This window comes from Arthrobacter sp. R-11 (genome assembly GCF_049913155.1).
Taxonomy (GTDB): Bacteria; Actinomycetota; Actinomycetes; order Actinomycetales; family Micrococcaceae; genus Arthrobacter.
This window is the reverse complement of the sequence record NZ_CP183979.1, coordinates 1,480,442-1,502,713: the sequence shown is the minus strand read 5'-3', so window position 1 is coordinate 1,502,713 and position 22,272 is coordinate 1,480,442. Positions and strand designations below refer to the sequence as shown.

General features: G+C 64.7%; 29 protein-coding genes, 3 tRNA genes and 1 pseudogene. 9 read left to right on the top strand and 24 right to left on the bottom strand.

Going from position 1 to position 22,272, the window contains the following annotated elements:
• Both ACN9M4_RS06670 and ACN9M4_RS06665 read right to left on the bottom strand, forming a co-directional pair.
• Positions 1-1,737, bottom strand: coding sequence for a terminase large subunit (locus ACN9M4_RS06670; protein WP_426302761.1), 1,737 nt, complete (start codon positions 1,735-1,737; stop codon positions 1-3).
• A gap of 47 nt (positions 1,738-1,784) precedes the next feature.
• The gene (locus ACN9M4_RS06665; RefSeq protein WP_426302760.1) at positions 1,785-2,384 is read right to left on the bottom strand and encodes a phage terminase small subunit P27 family; all 600 of its coding nucleotides are present in this window, start codon (positions 2,382-2,384) and stop codon (positions 1,785-1,787) included.
• A gap of 661 nt (positions 2,385-3,045) precedes the next feature.
• Between ACN9M4_RS06665 and ACN9M4_RS06660 the strand changes: the two genes are divergently transcribed.
• The gene (locus ACN9M4_RS06660; RefSeq protein ID WP_426302759.1) at positions 3,046-3,441 is read left to right on the top strand and encodes a hypothetical protein; all 396 of its coding nucleotides are present in this window, start codon (positions 3,046-3,048) and stop codon (positions 3,439-3,441) included.
• On the opposite strand, the gene ACN9M4_RS06655 is transcribed toward ACN9M4_RS06660, so the two are convergent.
• The 15 genes and pseudogenes from ACN9M4_RS06655 to ACN9M4_RS06585 form a co-directional block, all read right to left on the bottom strand.
• Positions 3,420-4,253: a hypothetical protein gene (locus ACN9M4_RS06655; RefSeq protein WP_426302758.1), complete on the bottom strand. Its 834-nt coding sequence runs from the start codon at positions 4,251-4,253 to the stop codon at positions 3,420-3,422. The genes ACN9M4_RS06660 and ACN9M4_RS06655 overlap by 22 nt on opposite strands.
• Complete coding sequence (locus ACN9M4_RS06650) at positions 4,250-5,419, bottom strand: HNH endonuclease (RefSeq protein ID WP_426302757.1); 1,170 nt, start codon at positions 5,417-5,419, stop codon at positions 4,250-4,252. Before ACN9M4_RS06650 ends, ACN9M4_RS06655 begins: the two co-directional genes overlap by 4 nt.
• Positions 5,400-5,594, bottom strand: a complete 195-nt coding sequence (locus ACN9M4_RS06645) for a hypothetical protein (protein WP_426302756.1) — start codon at positions 5,592-5,594, stop codon at positions 5,400-5,402. Before ACN9M4_RS06645 ends, ACN9M4_RS06650 begins: the two co-directional genes overlap by 20 nt.
• 124 nt (positions 5,595-5,718) lie before the next feature.
• A pseudogene (locus ACN9M4_RS06640) lies at positions 5,719-5,934 on the bottom strand (DNA translocase FtsK); the annotation flags it as partial.
• Positions 5,935-6,839: 905 nt separating this feature from the next.
• A complete protein-coding gene (locus tag ACN9M4_RS06635; RefSeq protein WP_426302755.1) occupies positions 6,840-6,971 on the bottom strand; it encodes a hypothetical protein in 132 nt (43 codons plus the stop codon).
• Positions 6,971-7,255 (bottom strand): hypothetical protein, encoded by a 285-nt coding sequence (locus tag ACN9M4_RS06630; protein ID WP_426302754.1) that lies wholly within the window; start codon positions 7,253-7,255, stop codon positions 6,971-6,973. The genes ACN9M4_RS06635 and ACN9M4_RS06630 overlap by 1 nt, the downstream gene beginning before the upstream one ends.
• Positions 7,252-7,533: a hypothetical protein gene (locus ACN9M4_RS06625; RefSeq protein WP_426302753.1), complete on the bottom strand. Its 282-nt coding sequence runs from the start codon at positions 7,531-7,533 to the stop codon at positions 7,252-7,254. The genes ACN9M4_RS06630 and ACN9M4_RS06625 overlap by 4 nt, the downstream gene beginning before the upstream one ends.
• Positions 7,526-8,944 (bottom strand): ParB/RepB/Spo0J family partition protein, encoded by a 1,419-nt coding sequence (locus tag ACN9M4_RS06620; RefSeq protein ID WP_426302752.1) that lies wholly within the window; start codon positions 8,942-8,944, stop codon positions 7,526-7,528. The genes ACN9M4_RS06625 and ACN9M4_RS06620 overlap by 8 nt, the downstream gene beginning before the upstream one ends.
• Positions 8,941-9,285: a hypothetical protein gene (locus ACN9M4_RS06615; protein WP_426302751.1), complete on the bottom strand. Its 345-nt coding sequence runs from the start codon at positions 9,283-9,285 to the stop codon at positions 8,941-8,943. Before ACN9M4_RS06615 ends, ACN9M4_RS06620 begins: the two co-directional genes overlap by 4 nt.
• A gap of 109 nt (positions 9,286-9,394) precedes the next feature.
• Complete coding sequence (locus ACN9M4_RS06610) at positions 9,395-9,580, bottom strand: hypothetical protein (RefSeq protein WP_426302750.1); 186 nt, start codon at positions 9,578-9,580, stop codon at positions 9,395-9,397.
• Positions 9,577-9,852 (bottom strand): hypothetical protein, encoded by a 276-nt coding sequence (locus ACN9M4_RS06605; RefSeq protein ID WP_426302749.1) that lies wholly within the window; start codon positions 9,850-9,852, stop codon positions 9,577-9,579. Before ACN9M4_RS06605 ends, ACN9M4_RS06610 begins: the two co-directional genes overlap by 4 nt.
• On the bottom strand, positions 9,849-10,394 hold the full coding sequence (locus ACN9M4_RS06600) for a hypothetical protein (RefSeq protein ID WP_426302748.1): 546 nt from the start codon (positions 10,392-10,394) through the stop codon (positions 9,849-9,851). The genes ACN9M4_RS06605 and ACN9M4_RS06600 overlap by 4 nt, the downstream gene beginning before the upstream one ends.
• The gene (locus ACN9M4_RS06595) at positions 10,391-10,639 is read right to left on the bottom strand and encodes a helix-turn-helix domain-containing protein (RefSeq protein ID WP_426302747.1); all 249 of its coding nucleotides are present in this window, start codon (positions 10,637-10,639) and stop codon (positions 10,391-10,393) included. The genes ACN9M4_RS06600 and ACN9M4_RS06595 overlap by 4 nt, the downstream gene beginning before the upstream one ends.
• Before the next feature lie 22 nt (positions 10,640-10,661).
• Entirely contained in the window at positions 10,662-10,988 is a 327-nt protein-coding gene (locus ACN9M4_RS06590) for a hypothetical protein (protein ID WP_426302746.1), read from the bottom strand.
• Positions 10,985-11,278, bottom strand: coding sequence for a helix-turn-helix transcriptional regulator (locus ACN9M4_RS06585; RefSeq protein ID WP_426302745.1), 294 nt, complete (start codon positions 11,276-11,278; stop codon positions 10,985-10,987). The genes ACN9M4_RS06590 and ACN9M4_RS06585 overlap by 4 nt, the downstream gene beginning before the upstream one ends.
• Positions 11,279-11,505: 227 nt before the next feature.
• Between ACN9M4_RS06585 and ACN9M4_RS06580 the strand changes: the two genes are divergently transcribed.
• The 5 genes from ACN9M4_RS06580 to ACN9M4_RS06560 all read left to right on the top strand — a co-directional run bounded on the left by ACN9M4_RS06580 (position 11,506) and on the right by ACN9M4_RS06560 (position 15,791).
• Positions 11,506-12,120 (top strand): hypothetical protein, encoded by a 615-nt coding sequence (locus ACN9M4_RS06580; protein WP_426302744.1) that lies wholly within the window; start codon positions 11,506-11,508, stop codon positions 12,118-12,120.
• Positions 12,121-12,129: 9 nt separating this feature from the next.
• Positions 12,130-12,975: a HipA family kinase gene (locus ACN9M4_RS06575; RefSeq protein ID WP_426302743.1), complete on the top strand. Its 846-nt coding sequence runs from the start codon at positions 12,130-12,132 to the stop codon at positions 12,973-12,975.
• Positions 12,976-12,977: 2 nt separating this feature from the next.
• Positions 12,978-13,868 (top strand): DUF3037 domain-containing protein, encoded by an 891-nt coding sequence (locus ACN9M4_RS06570; protein ID WP_426302742.1) that lies wholly within the window; start codon positions 12,978-12,980, stop codon positions 13,866-13,868.
• A gap of 33 nt (positions 13,869-13,901) precedes the next feature.
• Positions 13,902-14,324 (top strand): ImmA/IrrE family metallo-endopeptidase, encoded by a 423-nt coding sequence (locus ACN9M4_RS06565; RefSeq protein ID WP_426302741.1) that lies wholly within the window; start codon positions 13,902-13,904, stop codon positions 14,322-14,324.
• Between the two features lie 69 nt (positions 14,325-14,393).
• Positions 14,394-15,791, top strand: coding sequence for a tyrosine-type recombinase/integrase (locus ACN9M4_RS06560; protein WP_426302740.1), 1,398 nt, complete (start codon positions 14,394-14,396; stop codon positions 15,789-15,791).
• A gap of 79 nt (positions 15,792-15,870) precedes the next feature.
• Here ACN9M4_RS06560 and ACN9M4_RS06555 read toward each other — a convergent pair.
• The 5 genes from ACN9M4_RS06555 to ACN9M4_RS06535 form a co-directional block, all read right to left on the bottom strand.
• A tRNA-Ile gene (locus ACN9M4_RS06555) sits at positions 15,871-15,944 on the bottom strand.
• Between the two features lie 97 nt (positions 15,945-16,041).
• Positions 16,042-17,238 carry a glycosyltransferase gene (locus tag ACN9M4_RS06550; RefSeq protein WP_426302739.1) on the bottom strand — a complete coding sequence of 399 codons (1,197 nt, stop codon included), beginning with the start codon at positions 17,236-17,238 and terminating at the stop codon, positions 16,042-16,044.
• Positions 17,239-17,341: 103 nt separating this feature from the next.
• Complete coding sequence (locus ACN9M4_RS06545; protein ID WP_426302738.1) at positions 17,342-18,247, bottom strand: DMT family transporter; 906 nt, start codon at positions 18,245-18,247, stop codon at positions 17,342-17,344.
• Positions 18,247-18,882, bottom strand: a complete 636-nt coding sequence (locus ACN9M4_RS06540; RefSeq protein WP_426302737.1) for a CDP-alcohol phosphatidyltransferase family protein — start codon at positions 18,880-18,882, stop codon at positions 18,247-18,249. The genes ACN9M4_RS06545 and ACN9M4_RS06540 overlap by 1 nt, the downstream gene beginning before the upstream one ends.
• A 43-nt stretch (positions 18,883-18,925) precedes the next feature.
• A complete protein-coding gene (locus ACN9M4_RS06535; protein ID WP_426302736.1) occupies positions 18,926-19,762 on the bottom strand; it encodes a phage holin family protein in 837 nt (278 codons plus the stop codon).
• Between the two features lie 192 nt (positions 19,763-19,954).
• Here ACN9M4_RS06535 and ACN9M4_RS06530 point away from each other — a divergent pair, with 192 nt between their 5' ends.
• The 3 genes from ACN9M4_RS06530 to ACN9M4_RS06520 all read left to right on the top strand — a co-directional run bounded on the left by ACN9M4_RS06530 (position 19,955) and on the right by ACN9M4_RS06520 (position 21,917).
• On the top strand, positions 19,955-21,184 hold the full coding sequence (locus ACN9M4_RS06530) for a multidrug effflux MFS transporter (RefSeq protein WP_426302735.1): 1,230 nt from the start codon (positions 19,955-19,957) through the stop codon (positions 21,182-21,184).
• 31 nt (positions 21,185-21,215) lie between these two features.
• On the top strand, positions 21,216-21,440 hold the full coding sequence (locus ACN9M4_RS06525; RefSeq protein ID WP_426302734.1) for a glycine zipper domain-containing protein: 225 nt from the start codon (positions 21,216-21,218) through the stop codon (positions 21,438-21,440).
• Between the two features lie 69 nt (positions 21,441-21,509).
• Positions 21,510-21,917, top strand: coding sequence for a hypothetical protein (locus ACN9M4_RS06520; RefSeq protein ID WP_426302733.1), 408 nt, complete (start codon positions 21,510-21,512; stop codon positions 21,915-21,917).
• A 52-nt stretch (positions 21,918-21,969) separates the two neighbouring features.
• Here ACN9M4_RS06520 and ACN9M4_RS06515 read toward each other — a convergent pair.
• Both ACN9M4_RS06515 and ACN9M4_RS06510 read right to left on the bottom strand, forming a co-directional pair.
• Positions 21,970-22,042 (bottom strand) — tRNA-Asn (locus ACN9M4_RS06515).
• 140 nt (positions 22,043-22,182) lie between these two features.
• A tRNA-Asn gene (locus ACN9M4_RS06510) sits at positions 22,183-22,255 on the bottom strand.
• Between the last annotated feature and the right edge of the window lie 17 nt (positions 22,256-22,272).

The following is a 22,272-nucleotide window of genomic DNA, read 5'->3' as shown; positions in this document are numbered from 1 at the left end:
TCACCTCCGTCTCGTGCTCGTTCCCGTGTGAATCACCGTGCTTCGCTCTGCCACGGACGTGCGCACAATGCCGTCCATCCCGGTCACTGCGGCCTGGAAGCCGTCGATGCGAGAGCTGGACTTCTTCCGGTCCGGCTTCACCGGGCGGATGTTGTCCAGGTCGTCTGTCTTGATGTCCACTACCGAGGCCATCCACCGCATGCAGGGGTTGCCGTCCCAGCCCATCTGCCCGGCCCGCCAAAGGCGTTCCATCTCCTTGGACGCCGGCGACAGCCCGTAGAAGGTCTGGGCCACCGGGACGATGTCCACGCCCTTCAGTTCCTCGTCCAGCTCCTGCACCAGCTGGCCGGCGAACATGCGGTCATAGCTGATGCGCTGCATGTCGAAGTGCTTGCAGTCACCGATCACGGCGGCCTTCACCGCCGAGTAGTCAATGACGTCTCCCTCGGTGGCCGTGACGTAGCCGCGGTCAATCCAGTCCCGCAGCGGGATCAGCAGCTGCTTCTGCAAGTCGTCCACGCGCTCTTCCGGCACCCAGAAACGGGTGAAGAGCTCCAGCTCGAAACCGGGCCGGTTCGACTGAGCCCACACGGCCCACGCCGTGAAGTCCGACGTCGCCGAGAGGTCAAGGCCGCCCCACGCCCTGCGGCCCCGCAGCGGGGTCCTGGAGGACTTCCGGAGGGCATCCCAACGCTTCATGTCCACCCAGCGTGTCTGCGACGGCGAGCGCCGGTTCAGAGACAGCTGGAGAAACGCGGGAAGGCGCGACGGGGAAGCCTGCGCCTTGTTCGCCTGGTCCCGCATGTAGGCCAGAGTCGGGGAGTTTCCCAAGCCGGGGTTCGCCTTGTGCCATGTGGACTCCGCGAAGGGATCGTCCTTTTCGTCCGCGGCCCAGATGACGCCGTAGAACTTGGGATCCTTCACGATGCCCAGGGCACAGTTGCGGGTGTACTGGTGCTTCTCGTCGTACGGGGTGCCCTCTTCGGCCTCATCCGCCGTCGTGATGTACAGGATGAGCGGCTGGTCGCGGGCGCCGACGCCGGTCTCGATCGCTTCGATGAGTTTGCGCTGCAGGCGCAGCGTGTGGATCTCATCAATGCTCGCGCCGGAGACGTTCAGGCCGTGCGCCGTCTCGGCGATGCGGGAGAGCACCCGCAGGATGCTGTTCGTCTTGGGCGCCCGGACAACATCCTTGAGCGGCTCGATCTTCCGGGCAGCGGCCCGGGAGGTCATGAGCATCTGCTTGGCGTCGTCGAACACGCGCTCGGCCTGCGTTTTCGAGCCGGCCGCGTTGTAGACCTCGGCGCCCATCTCGCCGTCGGCCAGCAGCAGCACTCCGGAGATCGCGGACGCGAAGGTGGACTTGCCGTTCTTACGCGGGATCTCGATCCACACGGAACGGATCACGCGCACCACGCGGTCAATCTCGGCGTCATGGTAGACCCAGCCGAACACCGGGGCCATGACCCAGACAACCTGCCAGGACGCCAAGCCCTCGCCAATGCGCAGCCGGGTCCCGGCCCAGCGGCCCTTGGTGTGCTTGAACGTGCCGATCGCGCGCAGCGCCTTGCGTGCCCGCTCGACGTCGAACCAAGCGCCCGGCTGCTGGTCAGCCTGGAAAGCCACGACCAAGGGCTCTTTGCCGGCGGCCTCAACGATCTGCTCGTGACTCATCCCGAGCTCCACCAGCGCGTCGTACGGTGCTGGCAGGCGGTCGGGGTCGAAGTCGGCGAGCACTGGACCTCCAGACGGGTAGCGGTCACCCGATCAGCCGGCCATGATCCTCAGTCGAACGGATCGTCCTCGTCGTCGCCGTCGGGTTTGGACGGCAGGCCGGTCCGGGAGGCCGGCGACAGGCCCAGCTCCCGGATGTAGGTCTTGAGCTGGGTCCGGTACTGCCCGGCGATCGTCGTCATTGGGTTCTTGCACGGCCCCCGCTGGCCCATCACGATCAAGCCCTCGCGGGCGATCTCGTGCTCGCACCACTCGAGGCGGGCCACGCAGATACACATGTCCACCACCACCGAATAATCGGGGTTGCCAAGGCCGATCGAGTTCTGCAGCGTCGGCACCACGCGGGCCCATTCGGCCGCGGCGCGGCGCTTGACGAACCTGGTGCCGTTGATTGCCTGCCGGCGCATCTCGTACTCGGCCAGCTTTTTCTCGTACCGGTACTCGCGCTGCACGAAGTGCTCGATGGATTCTTCCTCTTCGCGCTCCGGCGCAACGGGCTTCTTCGGCGCCTTCGCTTCCGGCAGTTCCGTCGACCAATCAGGCTCCGGGAAGTCGGCCGGCGGCACCGTCGCGGAGTCCGGAACAGGCCGGTGTCCGGGGTTTCCCTCGCGCACAATTGCCAGCGCCGGGCGTCCAATCGGTCCAGACATCGGGCACCCCCTGATCAAAAAGCTCTAACCTGCGGGTGTACGCATTCCCCTCCCCGGCGGTACTGTCCGGGTAGGCCGAAGGGGTCTCCCCCACCCCCTGAAACCGCGCCAAGTCAAGGGACACGCCGCCTTTCACTGGGGTCGGTTCCATCCTCCGGGCTGGTTTTTCGCGGTTTCGATCGCGTGGCAGACACCGCATAGCCCGCGACCCCGTTTGGGATTGTCAGGGTCCAAGCCCAGCGTTATCAGTCCCTTTCGAGACACCGGGTGATGGTCAGCGTGTTGAGATGGTCTCCGCATGCACAACACGCAGATCGGGTCTCGCGCCAAGACTTCCTCACGGAACTGGAGATGCCCGGCGCCTGTGTATCCACGATCAGCAGCCGATCCGCGGTGCGCTTCGGCCTGTTTCCGATGCTCATCGCACCGGCCCGATGCCACCAACCTCGGACAGCCAGGGGAAGTGCACGGCCTCTTCAACGAACGGGGCATGGACTCAGCTCGCAGCAGTTACGGGAAGAGCCCCGGCCGACTAGCGGTCGAGGCTCTTGGTTTCGGCGGCTAGGTGCAGAACACCAGCTCACCGGATAACTTATCCCGATTGTCAAGCATCCTCCGGGAGGATCACCGCTGCGGCGTGTCGCACCTAGGATCTACTCTCATGGACTTGAAAGATCTCGGACCCCTCTTCATTAGCATTCTGGCCTTGGCCGTAGGTATCTGGAACGCCTGGCGCCTGCACAAGATGGACAAGCGCGATGCCGTGAAGCTTGGGGTTGAAGTCGGGAAAGACGGTAAGTCGCTGATCATCTCGAACGCAGGGACAACATTCGCGAACATCCGCGAGCTGCACTTGAACAGCGGCTTCGGAGAAACCACTGTTCTCGACTTCCCCTCCACCGTCGAATCGAACGGTCGCGAGGTATTGCAGCTGAGCAAGGCACTGAGCCCGCACCCCCGCATCACCATCGTCTACATCGTCGGGAACATAGCAGTTGGCGGCCGCAAGCACGAAAAATTCTCAACTCAGCTGAGCTACGACCCGGCCAACGACTGATTACCGTCCCTCCTCCTGGTGTACTTCCGCTGCAGCCGGGCGATGTCCCGCTTTCGGTAGGCAGCCTTCTTGGTCTGGATCTGGAACCAGGCATCGGCCGGGATGCGGTGCAGCGGGTCAGCGCTGCACTCGACCACCTGCCGGCCGTTCGCCAGCTGCACGCCGACCAGCTGACCCGGACACGGCACCCGACCGCCGGCGGTGTCGTCGGTGAACTGGTGGCAATGGCTGTGCTTCATCTCGACCTCGACCGGAGCGCACTGGTACGCCTGATCCCGCACAGCCAGGGCCGCGGCGCCGACGTCGGAGAACACCGAGTGGAGATGCTCCCGGGCGGGGTGCGATGCCAGATAGTCGATATGGCGTCTAGCGATCCAGTCCGCAAGGACATCGGTGCTGTGATCTTCGGGCATCCGGACTTCCGGACGGTCCTGGACCAGCTGGCCGACCGTGGACCAGATGGCAGCGCGGGCGAGACCCATCGCGTCGGATACGTCGGTGTTGATCGGCAGCGGCCCAATGGAAGGATCAGCGGAACCGCCCACCCGCTCGGATGAAGCAGCTCGGCCGGCACGGGCGAGACCATCCTGCAGCCCATTCCAGTTGTCAGCGATCAGGCGGAAGGCCCTGGTGAGGTCGGCGATGCAGGCCGGGCACAGATGGGTCTTCCGAACAGCATGCACAGGGGCCTCGGCGTGGTACATGCAGAAGGGCTGGTAGTCGGTCAGCAGGACGGCTACACGGTACGGGACCAGCTCGAAGTCGATGCCGGCGCTGACTCGGTACTTGTACTCTTCATCGGTCGTGTTCACGCGCTCTCCTCCGAGCATTTCCAGCAGGGCTGTTCTTCGTTGTGGTCATAGCAAGTGGTCTCGGTGACGTCGGAAGGCTTACCGCTCCATCCGTGCCAGGGCGATCCGAATCGGCCGGGTGCTGAGACCTCGGGGGCCTCCCCTGCATCGTGCTGAGACCTGAGCGTGTTCTGGTTCTGTCCTGCCTTAGGTTCCTGCTGCCCAGAGGCAGCAGGGGTGTTCCTTCCTCGTCCTCTTCGCTTACCCCGTCTTCTGGAAGGTCTGGGGGTGTGTTCAGTCTGCGTAACCCCGTCTCTTAACCCTTCGGGTACCCCACCCTGCCCTGCCCCACCGGGGCGCGTGCCCACGCGCGCGCCCACGGGGATAGCTTTTTCCCTTGATTTCAGCCCGGGTCCGGATCTGATATCAGCCTGATCCGCGGGCCTGATCTGCACCACGTTCGGCTGTGCGGGGCCTGCCGGCGCTTGAGGAGCCTCAGCGACCGCGAGCGCGGGCGAGACGTCCTCGGCGTCCTGGGCGGGCTCCTGCGAGCGCGGAGCGGGGTGCAGGGTCATGCCGGCCTGTTCAGGTGTGCGGGTCGCTTTGGTGCGGTTGCACTTGTTGCAGGCAAGGACGACGTTCCGGACGCCGCAGGCCTTGCGCGGGTCTACGTGGTCCATTTCGGGGCGGATCTCGGACTTGCGGTCCTGGCGGCGGACTTCGGTCTGGCAGTAGCGGCAGAGACCGACGGCGGGGTTTGCCGGGTCGTCGATGCAGTCGCGTGCCCAGACGGCCGCGATCAGGTTCGGGTCCTTGAGTTCCTTGGCTTTGGCCCGTTTGGTCTTGACCTGCTCGCCCTTGTCGTAGTTCAGGGCAAACCAGTCGTGGTAGAGGTACGTTCCCGGGGTGACCTGCGGGCATCGTTCACAAGCGTGACCCGGCGCGTGCCAGAGCCCCGCGGAGACCAGGAGGCCTGCGAGCTCAATAGCTACTGCGTGGTTCAGCGTGATCGATACGAGGTCTTCCACCGTGGTGACGCCGTCGGTGAGCGCCGCTTGGCACATCGAACCGGTGATCGTCCAGAGTCCGACGGCGGCGAGGCCGCGGACGTCGTTCATGAGCGCTTTGCGGGCGAGCTCCTTTGCTTTCTGGTTGACGTGGAACTGGTCATCGACCTGGAAGAACATGATCTCCTTCCGGCGTGGCGTCGTTCCCTGCTGCTTCCTCGTCGCCCAGCTCTTCCGGGTCGGTCAGGATGGCCAGTAGCCTGCGGAAGTCGGTGGAGCCGCTGCCCCAGGCCAGTCTGATCTCGTGCCGGGCCCGTGCATTCCGGCGGGCCGCATCGCAGTCGCAGGCCTTCATGCGGCGGGCTCCTGCGGGTTGAAGATCGCTGCGAGTCGTTCGGGTGTGAGCCTGCGTAGCTTCGCCGCCAGGATGGGCGCACGTTCGGCGAGCTGAGCGATGTCGGCCGCGGTCATGATGCGCCTCCTCCGAGGGCTGCGAGCGCTGCGGCGGCATCGTCAGGCTTGATCAGGACGTCGCGGGCCTTGCTGCCCTGGGCCGGGCCGACGACGCCGGCCTGCTCCAGTCGGTCGAGGACGTAGCCGGCCTTCGCGAAACCGACCCGCAGCTTGCGCTGCAGCATCGACGTCGAGCCGAACTGTGTGTTGATCACGAGCTCGGCGGCCTGGCGGACCAGCTCGGCGTCGGAGTCCGCCTGCTGGCGGGCTGCTGGCCGGAATTCGATGGTGGTTACACCGGAGGTCTGGGCGGTGCGGAGGAAGTCACCGGCTGCGGCTTCGACGGCCGACGCGGGGTCTTCGTCTTTGTTCACGGTCAGGCTGCCGCCAGCGTGGGTGATCTCGGGCAGTCGGTTCAGCCAGCCCTCGCGGTGCGCGGTCAACTGCGCGGCGAGCGCGCTGTCGTCGGTGGATCTGAGGGGCATCAGGAGGCCGAGGAAGGACTCGCCGCAGCTGACCAGGATGCGGCGTTCGTCGGCCGTCGGTTCGATCGAGAGCGGTTCGCCGTAGGCGGCGGCCGCTGCGGCGAAGATCCGGATCATCGCGCCGGATGTCGCGAGGCGGGATGGCACGCGGTGGTCGGCGAGGACTGCCTCGATCAGGAGGCGGCCGAAGCCGACGGGATACTCGGCGCTGTCCCCTTGCGGGATCGTGAGTTCCTTCCCGGGGAACAGGCCTGAGACGTCGAGGACGGTGATGGCATTCGGTGTGATGGTCAGGCGCAGCGAGTCGCCGATCTCATCCTCCGGCTGCTTCTTCTGTGCTTTGAACAGTGCGAGCAGTTCCTTCGCGACATCGACCGGCAGGTTGAAGGCATCCGTGTTCACGTCGCCAGTCAGGCCCTCGGATTCCCAGACGGACGCTACGGCGTGCCCGAGGGTGTACATATTGCAGGCGGTGACATGGAGGTTCTGATCTGTGGCGGTGAAGTGCACGACGGCGTGCGCCGCGGAGTCCTTCGGGTCGGCGCAATGCGGGATTACCGACTGCAGCGCCTGGCGCAAGTCCAGCGTGTTGACTGTGAGGATCAACTATCTGTCCTTCCTTTGGTGAGAGTTTGGGGAGAACTAGAGCGAGCGGCTGGCGCTCAGGCGGAGCAGTTGCACTCGCCCGTGAGGACGTTGAGCGGACCGTTGCAGGACTCGCACCGCTTGACGGATCTCGGGGTGCTGCGGAGCGCGGCGAGCGCGTTCTGATCGGGGTCGAACATTTCGGGCATCAGTGGCGGTCCTTGTATCGGGCGGCGGCTTGGTTGGCTGCGGCGGCTTTGTCTTCTGCGCTGATGTCTGTCCAGGCGGCGGCCTCCTTGGCGCGGGCTTCGGACAGCTCGGCGTCGGTGGTCCTGAGACGGCGCTCGTAGTGGGCTCTGTCGTCGCTGCCCAGGGCCGGGTCCTGCAGGCGCCGGTTCAGGTATCGGGCGCGGGACCGCAGCGCGTCGGTGATCATCCGGGCCTCGCTCCACCTGTTGCGGAAGACGTGTGCCCGGGTGAGCGTGGCGGTCACGCGGCCATGCCGTTCAGCCGGGTGCCAGCATCGCGGTGCGCCTTGATCCTCAGCCAGCCGATGCTGAAAGCTGAGTAACGGTCGGGGTAGGTCCTCTGGTCTTCGTCTATTACGTGGAACACATCAGGGCCGTCCCAGAACGTCAGCCGCCAGCGGCCATCAGGTTGTCTTCTCACACCGGCTCGCGGGTAGCTGCCTTCGGCGCCGACGTCGAAGGGGTCTGACGGCGAGGCCTTTCGCTCCGGCAGGTCCGTAACGTGTGCGATTGGCTTACTCATCGTCTTCGTCCTCCCACTCGCCTTCCGCCTCGTCGGCGTCTTCGGTCACCGCTGCCTCACGCTGCGCTGCTTCGGCTGCGCGCTTCTCGGCTACGTACTCGATCGCCTGGCGCTCGATGTCCGAGAGCTCGTAGCCGAAGATGCCGGTCACCTTTTCCCGCCATCCCTTGGCGTAGTCCGAGCCGTAGCTGCTCGGGCCCCACCCTGTGGCGCTGAGCATTTCCTGCTCCTGGTACCAGTTGCCGACGATCAGCTGCAGGACATCGAGCTGGTTCGCGGTGAGCGCCTCGAGGTGCTCCCGGACCGTGGCCGGCTTCGAGTCCTTGGCCAAGTTCAGGTAGTGCTCAAGCTCGGACGGCTGGAGTCCCTTGACGAGCTGCTTCATCTTGTTTTCGCGCACGTGCTCGAGCAGTTCGGCGGTCGGTTCCATTACCCGGGCGCTCAGGTGTTCGTGCCGGACGTGCGCGGCGATCTCGAGGCCGGCGTCGATCTCCTCCCGGCGCTGCCTTTCGGCGAGCTGCTCCGGTGTGAGCACGGGTTCCGGCTCTTCCTGCCGCTTGGGCGCCTGGTCCTCGGGGATGACCCAGAGGACAAGACCGCGTGTTTCGCGGTCAACGACGGCGCTGTGGCCGGCCGCGATGTGCTGCTCAGTGGTGAAGTTCTCGAAGTCCTCATACGAGCGGGCAGCGACCCATCCTGAGTCATTGCGGTAGAAATTTTCGGGACGGTCGATAATTGTGGCGCCGAGGCTGGTCAGCTTCGCGCTGGACTCGACAATCTGTTGAGCGGCCTTGCGGTCAGCAGTGACCCGCTGAACGGTGTACCGCCAGTTATAGCTGCCATGATTCTGGAGCAGTTCCTGGGTGGCTACCTCGTCGTCGGCGAACTCGGCGAACACCATGGCCTCTTCCAAGGTCATCTGCTTCGCGTCGAGTTTCTCGGCCGCAGCGTTCGGGATTGTGGTCAGCTTGGCCCGGTCCTTCACGAGCTTCTGCGAGCGCCCCACGGCTTTGGAGACGGTTTTGAGGTTGTAGCCGGGGAAGTCGAGGATCGCCTGATAGGCGCGGGCCTCTTCCATGAGGGTCAGGTCGGTGCGCTGGGTGTTCTCGACCAGCATCGCTTCGAGCTGCTTCGGTTCGGTGTCGAGGTCCTCGCGGATCACGCAGGGCACGATGTCGATGCCGGCGAGCTGCGCGGCGGCGTGCCGGCGGTGGCCCGCGATGATCACGTAGCGGCCATTCAGTTCGGGGATGCCGGGCGCCGGCGGGACGGGGGCGACGACGAAGGGCTGCATGATGCCCTGGGCGCTGATGCTGTTCGCGAGGTCGGTCACGATGCCGACGTCTCTTCTGACGTTCTTCGGGTGGATCTCCAGCTGCGCGATGGGCAGCTCGGCGAATCTGGTGGTCATAGCTTGAGTCCTTCAGTGGTCAGTTCGAGAGCGCGGTGCAGCGAGGCGAGGCTGAGCGCGTTCTCAAGATGGTGGGCGCCGGCGGCGAACTCGCCGTTCTCGAATGCGGTGAGGGCGCGGCGGGTGGTCCGCTCGATGCGGAGGAGGCGATCGGCCGAGGCTGCCGGGGACGAACCGCAGCACGAGGACATGGCAGGCTCGTTGCCGAGCCAGACCTGTTCCGTGATGGGTTCCTCGTGGTGGGCGTTCTCCTGGGCCTTCTGAGCAAAGTCCGGGACAGCGTCCCCGCTAGGGGTTGCTGGTGCGGTGCCGGGTGGGGCGCCGCCGTCGTGTCTGGTCATGAAAGTCCTTCCGTGAAGAGCGCCCACTGGAGCGTGAAGCAGGCGAAGAGGATGCAGGCTGTTCCGCGGAGTCCCCACTCGAGGCGCAGCAGCCGATGATCGAGGTCGCTCATGCGTGGGCGTCGGAGTCGAGGACGAAGCCGCCGCAGGCCGCGAGGAGCAGCAGCGCGCCGACCAAGTAGAGCCCGTTCAGGTTCGGCGCTGCGAAAACCATGAGGCTGCCGGCGAGGCCGATGGTGGTGTAGAGGCAGACGCGGCGGCGATTCCGGCCGACCCGCGCCGATGGGCGCCTCACGCTCCCACCCCGGGCAGCGCCTCGGTGAGGTCTGCGGGACCGCGGTACTCGTGCAGCGAGTAGTTCGCTGCGTGCCGGCCGTCCACCAAGATCTGCTGGGCGTGCACGTCGATGGCCACCCGCTGCGGGTGCGGCCACTTCCGACGCGCGAACGTCGTGAGTTGCGCGGTCAGCTCGCCGTTGTCCCGGTAGTGCAGATCCGCGCGCTCCTTGAAGGGGCGGTGGTTGATGGGCTGCACGACGGCGAACCGCTTCACTCGTGCCTTGCTCATCTTCTGGCCGCCTTCCGGGTGATCTTGCGGTCGATCGCTTCGAGCTGCTCCGCTGCGGACATGCCCGGGTTGAAGACCGCGACGTGCACGACGCCCGGCCCGGGTTTGGGCGCCGCGGCCTTCGCAGCTGCGGCCAGGATTGACTCCTCGGTGTCGGGGTCGGGCTCGGGTCCGACGTCGGCGCCCGGCGTCGATTCGGCTTCGTCCCCGATGTATATCGAGGCGTTCACGCGCCGGTAGCGATCGGCACTGGTCTCGACGTCCGCAATGAAGTTCCTGACATGCTTCGTGAGATCGTCCAAGGTGTCGGCGATCTGCGGGAGCACCAGCTCGATGTTTCCCGGGCGGTCGAAGTGGTACGCGGCCCGGGCCGCGTGGATCATCTGCTCCGCGTCCTTGATCAGGTTCTGCAGCAGCTTGTGCCGTCGCCCCTGCTCCGTCGGGATGATCTTCGATGCATAGCCCTCGGTGTACATCTGCCGATCGACGGCGTCGAAATACAGGTTCCGGGGCAGCAGGTCTGTCGCATCGTTGCGGATCATGCGGCGCCCTCGGTGTGCGCATCGATGAAGGCATTCAGGTCGTCGGCGCGGACACGGAACTTCTTCCGGACGTTCGTGGCCAGGTCCACTGAACGCAGGCTGCCGTCTTCGATACGAGACCGGACGAAGAACTCGGACACGCCCAAGAGATCGGCCGCTTCGTTCACCGTGTACAGGCGGATGGCCTCGGTCGCTGGCGGTTGCTCAGGCTGACCCGGGACGGGGAATCTTGTTACGCTTCCCATGGAACTTCCTTCCTAGTTGGTTCTACCGGCCCTCAGCTGTTGCAGCAGCTGAGGGCCCTTCGTTTTCCTGAGGGGTAACCGGTGCGACGGCAGCGGGGGAAGGTGCCGCCGCACCGGAATCTGTGAGGCCCGCGAGCGCGGCCTTCGCCTGTTGAAGCAGGCCGATCATCACGTCCAGGTCCTCGACCGGGAACTGGGCCACCTCGAGGTCGTACCCCGAGACCAAGCTGGCCAAGCTGACCGGTTCGTCGTTCCAACGCCACAGCTCCACGCGGTGGGGCCGATCGCCCTTCTCGATCCAATGGCCTGCCTGTTTAGCCTCGAACACCTTGTTGTGGCCGCGGCTCATGCCGATGCCTTTCGGCTGTTGTGATGCGGGCGAATCGAACGAATGGAGTGTGCATCATTCGTAACAGTAGGCGCGACTTCATGCTCTTGGAGTTCAAAGAGGTCCTCCCAGGGGACACGTAGACGGGCCGCAATCGCCAGAGCAAGGTCCTCGGAGAGCGTTCGCATTCCGCCAGTCTCAAGTAGGTGAATGGTGGTCTGCGAGCGCCGGACCAGGAAGCCCAGCTGAGTCTGCGACAGATGCTCTTGCTTCCGCCACCGACGGATCATGGCGGGGTCCTTGACCTTCATCCATGTCTCCTTACGAACGAGCGGCGCGCGGCGCCTTGCTACTTGCAGACTCATTTTTACTCTCCCTTGTTTGGAATTACAAGTAGAGTGTGCACCATTCGTCACTACTTGTAAAGCCCACAGGCGACGATTCCCCTTTGATAGCTGGCAAGATGACTTAGTTACTTGTATGTATGTCTGTATCTCGCACTTACAAAAGTCATAAGCACCAAGGGAGTGTTGGCGTCGTGAAACAACCCAAGACCGTCCGGGATCTCGTGGACCTGGCCATCCAGCGACACCAGACCTCCGGCCGCCAGCTTGCCTTCATGGCGCAGGGGCACGGCTTCAAGATCACTACAACGACGATCAACCATTTGAAGGCCGGCACCTATAAGTCCATTCCAAGCGCGGATACCCTCAGGGCCGTTGCTTGGCTGGCTGGCGTAAGCGATCAGGTTGCGTTCACGGCCGCGGGACAACCCGTCCCCGGTCCACCGTTTGCCGACGACCTGCCGCCTGGCGTCGATAGCCTTTCGCCTAAGTCGCGGAGGGTCATCATCGAAATGGCGCGGGTCCTCGTGGATCTGGAGAAAAACGCCGATGCGAGTGACACCGAAGACCTCGAACAGCCAGCCGACGCCGCAGGCGAAAACCCCGAGCCCGGTGACCATGGCGCTGGACAGAAGACCGGCGAGCGCCGGCTGCGCGCCGTGAACCACCCAGACGAAGACGAGAACGGGAACATCCCTCTGCCAGACAATTGGCAGGACCTCGCTGCCGGCGCCCCCCACCAATCGCAGCGGCGCCGGGACCAGGAATGGGCAGACCGGGGCGAAGAGTCACAGGGCAGCGAGGAATAGCAAAGAATCATGGGGGACGCTGGATCTATTGACTACACCCGCCGAGAGGCATGGGCGGGACTTTTGAGCGGCCAAGCACGGCCCGGTCCGGAGACCTCGATATTCGCCGTAGCGAGTGTCGCGTCCAGCGGATCTATACCCTTCCTAGGTGTGGCGCAGGACGGCCGCAGGTTCTGGGTCAAGTACCCGGGCAACCAGCATGGCCTAGATTCACTGGTTTCTGAACGCGTGGTCGCTGCGATGGCCGACAAAATCGATGCCCCTATGCGCGAGTCGGTACTCGTTGATGTTCCTGAGTGGCTGACCCACGACCCGCGCTTAAGTGGTTCGGGCATCCAAGCTGGCGTCGCACACGGTTCGCTGCTTCTCGATGACTGTGCAGAGAGGGAGGTTCTCGACAGTGTCGGCAGGGACGGCAACAACCGGCGCCAGCCCAAGTTCATCGCCCTCTGGGAGCTGTTCCTCGGCGAAGATGGCCAGTGGCTCTACGACCACGCGAACGATCATCAAGTGTGGTCCTTCGATCACGGATTCTGGACCAATGGCGGCGAACCTGGAGCAATGAGCGAGTCCGATTACGCGCAGCTCGTGAACCGCTGGAGCGACTGGCCGCGGTCAGTCAGGGGTATGGATGCAAATACGTTTCTCAAGGTCGCGCTCCGTCTTGAGGAACTGACCGTGGCAGACTTCATAGACGTCGTCGCCAGCGTGCCCGTAGCATGGGGAGTCCCCGACAGCCTGCTTGAGTGCTTGGCTTGGTGGCTCCACACTAGAAGAACCCACATCGCTGAGCGTATGCGAGCACTCGCGACACAAGCTTCGAACGCCGACAAGACAAGGAAACGAGGGAGGTGACCATGTTCTACCAGTACTGGGTTGTCCGTTACGTCCCGGATCCCATCCGTGGGGAGTTTGTGAACATTGCCCTTCTCGTTGGCCAGGACGGCGCCGACTGGGCATTTCGGTCCGTTGGCAATCTTCGCCGCGCAACCCGACTCGGTGGAGATCCGGCTGTAGCCAGCTATTGGCTGCGCGAATTCGAGCGCATGGTGGCCCGCCTCAACGCGGCACGCCTCCTCAGTTCGGAGCCGGCCCTGTCTGCGCTTGCCGACAGCGGCGAGAACATCAGCGCCGCAATCGTTGCCCGCCTCTCAGGTCGGCTAAACAACGCCGTCCAGATCTCAGCCCCTTATCCAATCGTTGCCGAAAGCTCTCAGGCGGGAATTGAGATGCTCTTCGAGCATCTCGTTGCTGATCCACAGCCCAGAAGCCGGCCCCAATTTGGAACAAGGATCAATTCCTACGTCGTTGATCAATTCCGTCGCGTAGGGCTCGATGCTGCCATCCATACCAGGCCGCAGATCAATGTCGGGGCCGCACATCGCACAGCTGGCTTTGCAGTCACCGACGACAAAGTCGAGCAAATCACCAACGCCTGGTCCTTCAACCTGCAAGACATGGAGCAGGTTTCCACCCAGATCCAGGCCTGGGCCGGGCACATGGGTCGACTCCGAAGCAGAGGCGGAAGCCTGGAGGTCAAAGGGCGCCCTCGCCTGACCGTACCCCGCGATGTCCAGCTGAGAGTCGTTTATGAAGAGCCCCGCAGCGATTCCGGCATCGAGGCCCTGGAAGCGGCCCAAGACATTTGGAGTGATATCGAGGATGTTGTCGCATACCCCGCGTCCGAACAGAAACGCCTCGTGTACGAAGCACTAGATCTCGTTACGATCGGGTACTCGGCTCGTTAGACAGTAACCAGCGCTTCCCCTACCCTTTCGAACATGCATTCGAATGTTGGGGGATTCGATCCGTGGGGGTCCCTGCGTAGTCTTGAGCACGTCCGGCTGTCCTGGGTGGACATGCCGGACGGCGCCCGCGGAAGAACGAACGGCACCGATCTGATCTGGCTCAACCGTGGTCAACAGCAGGTCGAGCGACGTTGCGCGCTCACGCACGAACTGGTCCACCTCGAACGGCGGGATATCGGTTGCCAACCAGCCACCGTCGAGGCGATCGTAAACGCCGAGACAGCGCGACGTCTCATCCATCTGGACCACCTCGCCAAAGCCCTCGCCTGGGCCCGGGCCTTTCACGAGCTTGCCGACGAACTCTGGGTGACTCCTGACGTCCTCCAAGACCGCATCGACCACCTCACCGAAGACGAATGGGACATCCTCCTGAGCGTCGAGCTTCAACAACCCTAACCGCACCATCGCGAGCGCTTGGCCCGACCGCCAAGGGCCCTAGACGCATCACACCATGGAGGGGAAGCCATGACCGAGAACAAGGAATCGAAAAGGCGAAGGCCGAAGGGTGACGGCGCCCAGGCGTACCAGCTGCCGGACGGCCGCTGGCGGGCCGAGGTGGATCTCGGTACCGGCGCCGATGGCAAGCGGAAGCGTCGGCCGGTGTACGGGGCAACCCGCGCCGAAGCCAACAGGACGCTTCGCCAAGCTCTCCGCGACAAGGAAGACGGCGTGCTGCGTGCAGGCGGCGCCGTGACCCTCGCGGACTGGATGGAGTTCTGGCTGGACAACATCGCGAAAGTCAGGCCGACGACCTACGGCGGGTACAAGGGCTACATCCGGAAGTGGGTCCGGGAGAGGCCGCTCGGAAAGAAGCGCCTGGACAAGCTGCAGCCCGAAGACCTGGAGCGCGCTTATCAGTTCATGCGCACCCAGGGGAAGGCGGCAGCCGTGGGCGGCCAGCCTGCCGTCGGGGTTTCCGAGACGACGATCACCCAGCTGCACCGCATCATTGCCCGCGCCCTCAAGGTTGCTGTTCAGCGCCGCCGACTGGGGGTCTCCCCAACCTCGATGATGGATGCGCCGCGGCCGGCCGACTACGACGCCAAGATCATCACCCCGGCCAAGGCCAAGCAGCTGATCCGGGCCGCCGAAGCGGACGAGGACGACGGCGCCATGTGGATGTTCCTTCTCGCTTTCGGCCCGCGCTCCGGCGAGCTCCTAGCGCTGGCGGATGACCGGCTGGACCTAGACGCGGACAAGATCGTGATCGACAGGGCACTGCACCGCCGCACGTGGCAGCACGGCTGCGCCGAATCGGGCCCGCCCACCTGCGGCCGCGTGCGGGGCGGAAACTGCCCACAGAGGCACGGCGGGGGCATTTACGTGGGGAAGCCCAAGAGTGCCGCGGGAAGCCGCGGCGTGGCCCTTCCAGCGCCGCTGGCAGCCGCTTTCCGCAGGCGCCTGAAACGCCGCAACCAGATTAGGCAGGAAGAAGGCCCCCGGTGGCGGGGCTTCACGAGCGCCAACGGCGAGCGCCTGGACCTGGTGTTCTGCCAGCGGGACGGTTCGCCGATCGATCCCGGCGTGCTGCGGGAGAAGTGGCACACCTTCCTGGGCACCTGCGGGGTTGACGCCCGGAGGGTGCACGACGGCCGGCACACGGCGGCGACCGTGCTGCTGCTCATGGGCGTGGATCCCCGGGTCGTCATGGAGATCATGGGCTGGTCCCAGATCTCGATGCTGAAGAAGTACCAGCACGTCCTGGACGAGATGAAGAAAGATGTCGCGACCAGGATGCAGGAGCAGTACTGGGCTCCGGAGAAACCGCCGGCCCCCGAGCCTGAACCAGAGCCTAAGGCGGTCCCCGAACCGGCTGCCGGGGTGGTAAGCATGGCGGATTTCCGGCGTCGGAAACTCGGATAGGCCACCAGATAGGCCACCAGATCCAACACCCTGATACAGCAGCGGCCCCGGAATCGTTGAGATTCCGGGGCCGTTTGCGTAGGGCTACTCGGACTTGAACCGAGGACCTTAGGATTATGAGTCCCGCGCTCTAACCAGCTGAGCTATAGCCCCGTGACGGCCGCAAACCCTGCTGGAATCAGCAGCCCTCCGGCCGAAAGCACTCTAGCAATACTAGTCGCAAGCACGCGCGCTTTGCGTTCCCGGGATCCTAGAGTGCCTTGTCCTCGTAAGCCGCTCCGCGGTAGAGGTCCTCGAAGGTCTGCAGGGTTCCCTGGATGCTGTGCGGTTCCACCATTTCGCGGCTGGCTTTGCCCATCGCGTCCAGCTCGTCCTTGGGCAGGCGCAGCAGTTCTGTGATGCGGGCGGCCAGCTCGCTGCTGTCGCCGGGCGTGAAGAGATAGCCGTTTTCGCCGTCGCGGACCAAGTGCGGCAGGGCCATCGCGTTGGCAAGCAGCACCGGGGTGGAAGCGGACATCGCCTCGAGGGTGACCAAGGACTGGAGTTCGGCCGTGCCGGGCATGCAGAAGATGTCGGCCTGGATGTACGCCTTGCGGAGGTCCTCGTCGCTGGCCAGGCCCAGGAACTTCACGCGGCTCTGCAGGCCAAGGCGGGCCACCTGGGCTTCGAGGGCAGGGCGTACCTCTCCCCCGCCGACGATCTGCAGATGAACCTTAAGCTCGGACGGCGTCTTGGCGACGGCGTCGATCAGCACGTCCACGTGCTTCTCCTCGGCGAGGCGGCCGACGAAGAGCACCGTGGGGTGCTCGTGCGGCTCTATGACCTCGCCCGGCTGCAGTTCATAGGCCGCGGAATCGATGCCGTTGGACAGCGGCAGCACCTTGTGGAGGAAAGCATGCTGGTGCATCGCCTTGGCGGCCAGCGGGGTGGGCGTCGTGACGACATCGGCCTGGCCCATGACCTTGCCCATGTCCTTCCACGAGATGCGGCCGATGATGTCCTTGAACCACTGCGGGAACGGCAGGAAAGGATTCAGGTTCTCCGGCATGAAGTGGTTGGTGGCCACGATGCGGACGCCACGCTTCACGGCCTCATACAGGACATGCTCGCCGATCATGTAGTGGCTCTGGATGTGCACGACATCCGGCTGCACCTTGTCGAACAGCAGGCTGATTTCCTTCTTGATCTCCCACGGGAAGCAGATCCGGAAGTACTCGTGCGTCCAGACTCCGTGGGAACGGAGCCGGTGCACCGTTGCTTCGTTGCGGAATTCCGTGAAGCTCTTTCCCTTGTCCTGGCGGCAGGCCAGCACGTGGACGTTGTGGCCCCGCGCGGTCATGCCTTTCGCGAGCCGGTACCCGAACTGTGCTGCACCGTTGACGTGCGGCGGGTAGGTGTCTGCCGCAATCAGGATGGTGAGGGGTTTGGTGTTGCCGGGAATGGTCACGTGGAGAACTCCTGTTTGTCACGGTGTGAACACCACGGGAAGCTGTGCCTCGCGGTGCCTTCGCCGCCTGCCCGCATGTGGCGGAGCAATCGCGAAGCTTGCCCTAGGCTTTCCGCGCGGAGGCCGCCTTGGCGTCCCGTTTCCGCTTGGTGACTTCCGGATGGTGCCGGCTCAGGGCAATAACCCCCACGATAGCAAGGAGAGCCGCCGCGGCCATGGCGATTGCCATTACGGCGTGGACATCGGGACGAAGCTCACCAAGAATCGTGATCCCGATCGCGATTCCCACGATCGGGTCAACGACGGTCAGCCCTGCGATGACCAGGTCCGGCGGGCCGCTCGAGTAGGCACTCTGGACGAACCAGGAACCAAGGCCCCCTGCCGCCGCGATCGCGACCACGGAGTACGGCGAGACGTTGAGCAGGAACATGCCGTTGGGGTCCAGCAGGTGCTTGCCGATGATCCGGGTCAGCACCGCCACGAAGCCGAACAGCACGCCGGCGCCCAGGATGTAGACGAAGGCGCTCATGCGGTGCTTGAACAGCACGGCCAGCGCACCGAACAGGCCTACCGCCAGGGCCAGCAGCAGCACGATGGTCAGTTCGTCCTCGCCGCTGACGTGGTGGTTTTCCTGGGTGACATTGACCGCCAGGAGCACGAAGAGGGCGGAGCCGGTCACGCAGGCGGTGATGGCCACCACCGTGGCGCGGTTGATGCTCAGGCCCTGGTCCCTGGCATTGACCACGGTGGTGATCACAAGCGCGATCGCACCGATCGGCTGGACTACTGTCAAAGGTGCCGTCACCAATGCGACGGCGTTCAGCGCCATCCCGGCGCACAGCAGCAGGAGTCCGAGCACCCAGCGCGGGTTGCGCAGCAGGCGCAGGAACCCGTTGGAACTCAAGGCAAGTCCGCCGGTGTCGGCCTTGACGGCGCTGCCCTGGCGCTGCGCGCCGAAAGCCATGCAGAACGCACTGAGCACGGCGAGAAGGACCGCGAACCAGGCCATCAGCCGCGACCGCCGTCGTTCTTGGCATCCTGCTCCCGCAACTCCCGGCCCTTCCGGCGGATCGCCCAGAAGTAGTTCCAGGCCGCGATCCAGTGGCCGGCCAAGCCCAGGCCAAGGCAGATCCACGCCAGCACGAAGCTGGCGCCGGAGACCGGGAAGGACAGCTTGGACAGCAGCAGCAGCGGGGCGCCCAGGAGCAGGAGCGCGGTGCGGATCTTGCCGATCCGGCTCACCGGGAGGTCGGGGTGGCTGCGGAAATAGAACAGGGAGACCGAGCCAAGGATTGCGTCCGGGACTACCAGAGCGGCGAGGTACCACCACTCGACGACGCCGGCGATCACCAGCGTGACGGCGACGGCGATCAGTGCCAGGCGGTCGGCGGCAGGATCGAGGATGCGGCCCAGGCGGGACGCCTGGTTGAAGCGCCGGGCCACGTACCCGTCGATCCAGTCGGTGCTGCCCATGATGGCTAGAACGAGCACCGCATAGCCGTATTCCCGGGCCCCAAGGACCAGCCAGACGAACACCGGAACGCCCATGAAGCGGAGCACGGTCAGGAAGTTGGGAACGGTGAAGACCAGATCGTGGTCGATCTGCGGCTGGCCCGGGCGGGCACCGGCGCCGATGAACTTCATCTGTCCCCTTGAATTCTGTTGCCTGGCGTGTTGATGCTTTTGCTTACTTCCTGAAGAGTCTCCGCAGTCCTACGACGAGCACCGCGGTAGAGGCGACGAAGGCCAGGATTTCCTTCCACCGCCCCGCGACGCGCTCGGACAGGCCGTCCGGGAGCCGCTTGCCGAGGTCCCCGGCCAGCTTCCGCCCGTCGTCGATCTTCTCCTGGGCGAGGTCCTGGAAGAACCTGCCCTGGGTCTTGAAGTCCAGTTCGGAACCGAGTTGGTCGCGGACACCGGCCAGGTGTTCGCGGCGCTGCTGCAGCCGGCGCAGCAGTTCGTCCTTGTCCGGCGCGGGAGGTTCGTCCCGATGGCGAGCCTCTTCCTTGGCCGCGGCTTCTTCCTTGGCCTTCCGGGCAGCCTCGGCTTTTGCGGCCTTGGCTGCCTTGTACGCCTCAGAGTCCGGGTCAAGGATGCTCGCGTCGAAGTCAGAGCCCTCTTTGAGGACGCCAAGATCGTGCTTGAGACCGCGGATGGTTTCGGCCGGCAGCAGGGGCTGCGCCTTCTTGAATTGGCCGAAAGCCACCAGCCCTCCGATCGCGATGACCAACAGGAATGCCGCTGAGACCACGAGGGCGGCCAGCCACCCCGGCATGACGGTCGCGAGTCCCAGGATGGCCGCGACCACGAGGGCGACGACGAGCAGCAGCGCGAACACGAGGGCCACCCCCACAAAGGCGCCCGCAAGGCCGAGCTTGACGCCCTTTTCCTTCAGTTCAAGCTTCGCAAGATGGATTTCGTCATTGAGCTGCCGCGGCACGAGCCGGCCAGCGAGCTTGAGGGTCCTCGGCAGTGCCCCGATTCCAGGGCCCATCCCGGACTTGCCCCTGTGACGTCCGCTCATCAGTTCCCCGCCTTACCGCTTCTCTACGTATCCGTCGCCGGCGCCAAACCCGAATCCCATGTGCGGCACCTGCCCACAAAACTACCATTCAGCCTTCTTCCGGTTTTCCGGTCCGTATCCCGGCGCGCCCTTGTGCCCCAAGGAATCCGTGGCGGGAGTTCTCAGAGATATGACCTTTCGCACATAGGATTGGTGTTCGTGACGACTCCCCCTGCCCGCGGCGATGCCCTCAGCCGGCGTGAAAAGCTCCTGTACATCCTTCTTCTTGGCGCCCTCACCGCCCTTGGGCCGTTCACCGTGGACCTGTACCTGCCTGCGTTCCCGGCGCTGGAGCAGCATTTCGGGGTGTCGGCCGCCGCCATCCAGCTGACCCTTGCGGGCACTACGGTGGGTTTCGCAATCGGCCAGCTCGTCGTCGGACCCTTCAGCGACAAGTTCGGCAGGCGCATGCCGCTGATCCTGGCAACCGCGCTGCACATCGCCTCGTCCCTGGGGGCAGCCCTGTCCACAGACATCGGGGCATTGTCCGTGTTCCGTGTCCTCATGGGCATCGGCGCGGCCGGCGGTGGCGTGGTGGCCATGGCGATGGTCCGGGACCTCTTCCACGGTTACGCCATGGTGCGGATGTTCTCCCGGATGTCCCTCGTGAACGGACTGGCTCCCATCCTGGCGCCGATCATCGGTTCCCAGCTGCTGCTGGTGATGCCGTGGCCGGGCATCTTCTACTTCCTGGCGGCCTACGGCTCCCTTGTGATCATCGCCGCCATCTTCCTGATCCGGGAAACCTACCCGCCCGAGCTCCGCAGCCAGGCCAGCACGACGGCGGCCCAGCGTTACCGTGCGGTCTTCGGCGACCGCATCTTCGTGGGCATGCTCCTGGTAGGCGGCTTCAACTTCGGCGGGCTGTTCGCCTACCTTTCCGCGTCCACCTTCCTGTTCCAGCAGGTCTACTCCTTCTCGCCGCAGGAATACGGCCTGCTGTTCGGCGTCAATTCCCTGGGCATCGTGGCCGGCGTCCAGATCAGTTCCCGCGTGATCAAGCACGTGGCACCGCAATGGATCATGGCCTGCGCGACGGCGTGGCTGCTGCTCATGTCGCTCCTGATCGTCCTGTTCGACATACTTCACCTCGGGCTGTGGGGCGTAATCATCCCGCTGTGGTTCTACATCCTCGCCACCGGCTTCATGTTCCCGTGCGTCCAGGTGGTAGCGCTGGCCAACCACGGGGCGCAGGCGGGCACCGCTGCCTCACTGCTGGGAGCGTCGAACTTCATGATGGCCGGAATCATTCCGCCGGTGGTGGGCGTGCTCGGCGTGGCTTCGGCCACGCCGATGGGCGCCGTCCAGGCCGTCTGCGTATGCTGCTCAGTCCTCGCCCTGTGGCTGGTGGTCCGCCCGCACACCGTTCCGTCGATCCATTAGTCCCTGAACCACTAGCACCTAGGCTGGAACCATGGCGCGCACACCTTCCGGCAACCGCCCGCACCACAACCGCCCGGACCGCAACGGCCCGCACCGCAACGGCCGGGGCCTCTTCGTGGGTGCGGTGCTCGGCGCCGTCGCCGGCTTCTTCCTGGGCCGCAACCTCGGCAACCCGCTGTTCGGCGCCCTGCTGGGGGCCGTGATCGGCGCCGCACTGATGTACCGGATCAACCCGGGGCCATGGAAACGGGACTGAGCCCGGCGAAAGGCGTTCCACCCCTGGCTGGCTCTGTTGTGCTCCGGGGCCCGGCGATAAAGTTGAACTGTGCCCCGTTGGCAGGAAACACACCCCGTTCCGGCGCCCTGGCAGCGGCAGGACAACGGAATCCTGCCCCTGTGGTGGGACCGCCTGTGTTCCGTGACGAGTCCGCAGTCCGCGGCCTTGTATGCGGCGGGACTCTTCACCGAAGACCGGCGGCGGCCGATCGCCCAGTGGTTCAACCCGGACACCGGGGCAGCCCTCCTGGTGGCTCCCGAAACCTCCCCCGAGTGGCCCGTGCAGCGCTTCGGAATCTTCTACGCTCCTCCCGGCAGCGGCTTCACCCGGGTGCATTCATCACCGCACGAGTGGCACCCGCGAGAACCCCGCACGCCCCCGACCGAAGACGAAGCGTTCCGCGCCGCCGTCGAGGAGGCCGCCAGGTTCCTGCAGGTGGAAATGGATTTCGTCTAGGACGCAAAACAGAAGGGCCCGTACCGCGTTTCCGCGGTACGGGCCCTGTGCGCTCCTCCGACTGGACTTGAACCAGTAACCCTTCGATTAACAGTCGAATGCTCTGCCAATTGAGCTACGGAGGAATGAAGCGGTTATGACTTTAGCAAAGGTCGGGCCACTTCGCGAAATCGGCGCCGGGCAGCGGCACCACCTGCGGGAAATACCCTCCCGGGGTATGAAAAATGCCCCCGTTCCGGGGATTCCGGAACGGGGGCATCGGGAGCTCCTCCGACTGGACTTGAACCAGTAACCCTTCGATTAACAGTCGAATGCTCTGCCAATTGAGCTACGGAGGAATGAAGCGGTTATGACT

Excerpts from the sequence above, each read along its gene's own strand:
- ACN9M4_RS06665 (WP_426302760.1), bottom strand. The coding sequence starts at position 2,384 with ATGTCTGGACCGATTGGACGCCCGGCGCTGGCAATTGTGCGCGAGGGA.
- ACN9M4_RS06660 (WP_426302759.1), top strand. The coding sequence starts at position 3,046 with ATGGACTTGAAAGATCTCGGACCCCTCTTCATTAGCATTCTGGCCTTG.
- ACN9M4_RS06650 (WP_426302757.1), bottom strand. The coding sequence starts at position 5,419 with ATGTTCTTCCAGGTCGATGACCAGTTCCACGTCAACCAGAAAGCAAAG.
- ACN9M4_RS06645 (WP_426302756.1), bottom strand. The coding sequence starts at position 5,594 with ATGAAGGCCTGCGACTGCGATGCGGCCCGCCGGAATGCACGGGCCCGG.
- ACN9M4_RS06635 (WP_426302755.1), bottom strand. The coding sequence starts at position 6,971 with ATGCCCGAAATGTTCGACCCCGATCAGAACGCGCTCGCCGCGCTCCGC.
- ACN9M4_RS06625 (WP_426302753.1), bottom strand. The coding sequence starts at position 7,533 with ATGAGTAAGCCAATCGCACACGTTACGGACCTGCCGGAGCGAAAGGCC.
- ACN9M4_RS06620 (WP_426302752.1), bottom strand. The coding sequence starts at position 8,944 with ATGACCACCAGATTCGCCGAGCTGCCCATCGCGCAGCTGGAGATCCAC.
- ACN9M4_RS06615 (WP_426302751.1), bottom strand. The coding sequence starts at position 9,285 with ATGACCAGACACGACGGCGGCGCCCCACCCGGCACCGCACCAGCAACC.
- ACN9M4_RS06605 (WP_426302749.1), bottom strand. The coding sequence starts at position 9,852 with ATGAGCAAGGCACGAGTGAAGCGGTTCGCCGTCGTGCAGCCCATCAAC.
- ACN9M4_RS06600 (WP_426302748.1), bottom strand. The coding sequence starts at position 10,394 with ATGATCCGCAACGATGCGACAGACCTGCTGCCCCGGAACCTGTATTTC.
- ACN9M4_RS06595 (WP_426302747.1), bottom strand. The coding sequence starts at position 10,639 with ATGGGAAGCGTAACAAGATTCCCCGTCCCGGGTCAGCCTGAGCAACCG.
- ACN9M4_RS06590 (WP_426302746.1), bottom strand. The coding sequence starts at position 10,988 with ATGAGCCGCGGCCACAACAAGGTGTTCGAGGCTAAACAGGCAGGCCAT.
- ACN9M4_RS06585 (WP_426302745.1), bottom strand. The coding sequence starts at position 11,278 with ATGAAGGTCAAGGACCCCGCCATGATCCGTCGGTGGCGGAAGCAAGAG.
- ACN9M4_RS06575 (WP_426302743.1), top strand. The coding sequence starts at position 12,130 with ATGGGGGACGCTGGATCTATTGACTACACCCGCCGAGAGGCATGGGCG.
- ACN9M4_RS06570 (WP_426302742.1), top strand. The coding sequence starts at position 12,978 with ATGTTCTACCAGTACTGGGTTGTCCGTTACGTCCCGGATCCCATCCGT.
- ACN9M4_RS06565 (WP_426302741.1), top strand. The coding sequence starts at position 13,902 with ATGCATTCGAATGTTGGGGGATTCGATCCGTGGGGGTCCCTGCGTAGT.
- ACN9M4_RS06560 (WP_426302740.1), top strand. The coding sequence starts at position 14,394 with ATGACCGAGAACAAGGAATCGAAAAGGCGAAGGCCGAAGGGTGACGGC.
- ACN9M4_RS06545 (WP_426302738.1), bottom strand. The coding sequence starts at position 18,247 with ATGGCCTGGTTCGCGGTCCTTCTCGCCGTGCTCAGTGCGTTCTGCATG.
- ACN9M4_RS06540 (WP_426302737.1), bottom strand. The coding sequence starts at position 18,882 with ATGAAGTTCATCGGCGCCGGTGCCCGCCCGGGCCAGCCGCAGATCGAC.
- ACN9M4_RS06535 (WP_426302736.1), bottom strand. The coding sequence starts at position 19,762 with ATGAGCGGACGTCACAGGGGCAAGTCCGGGATGGGCCCTGGAATCGGG.
- ACN9M4_RS06525 (WP_426302734.1), top strand. The coding sequence starts at position 21,216 with ATGGCGCGCACACCTTCCGGCAACCGCCCGCACCACAACCGCCCGGAC.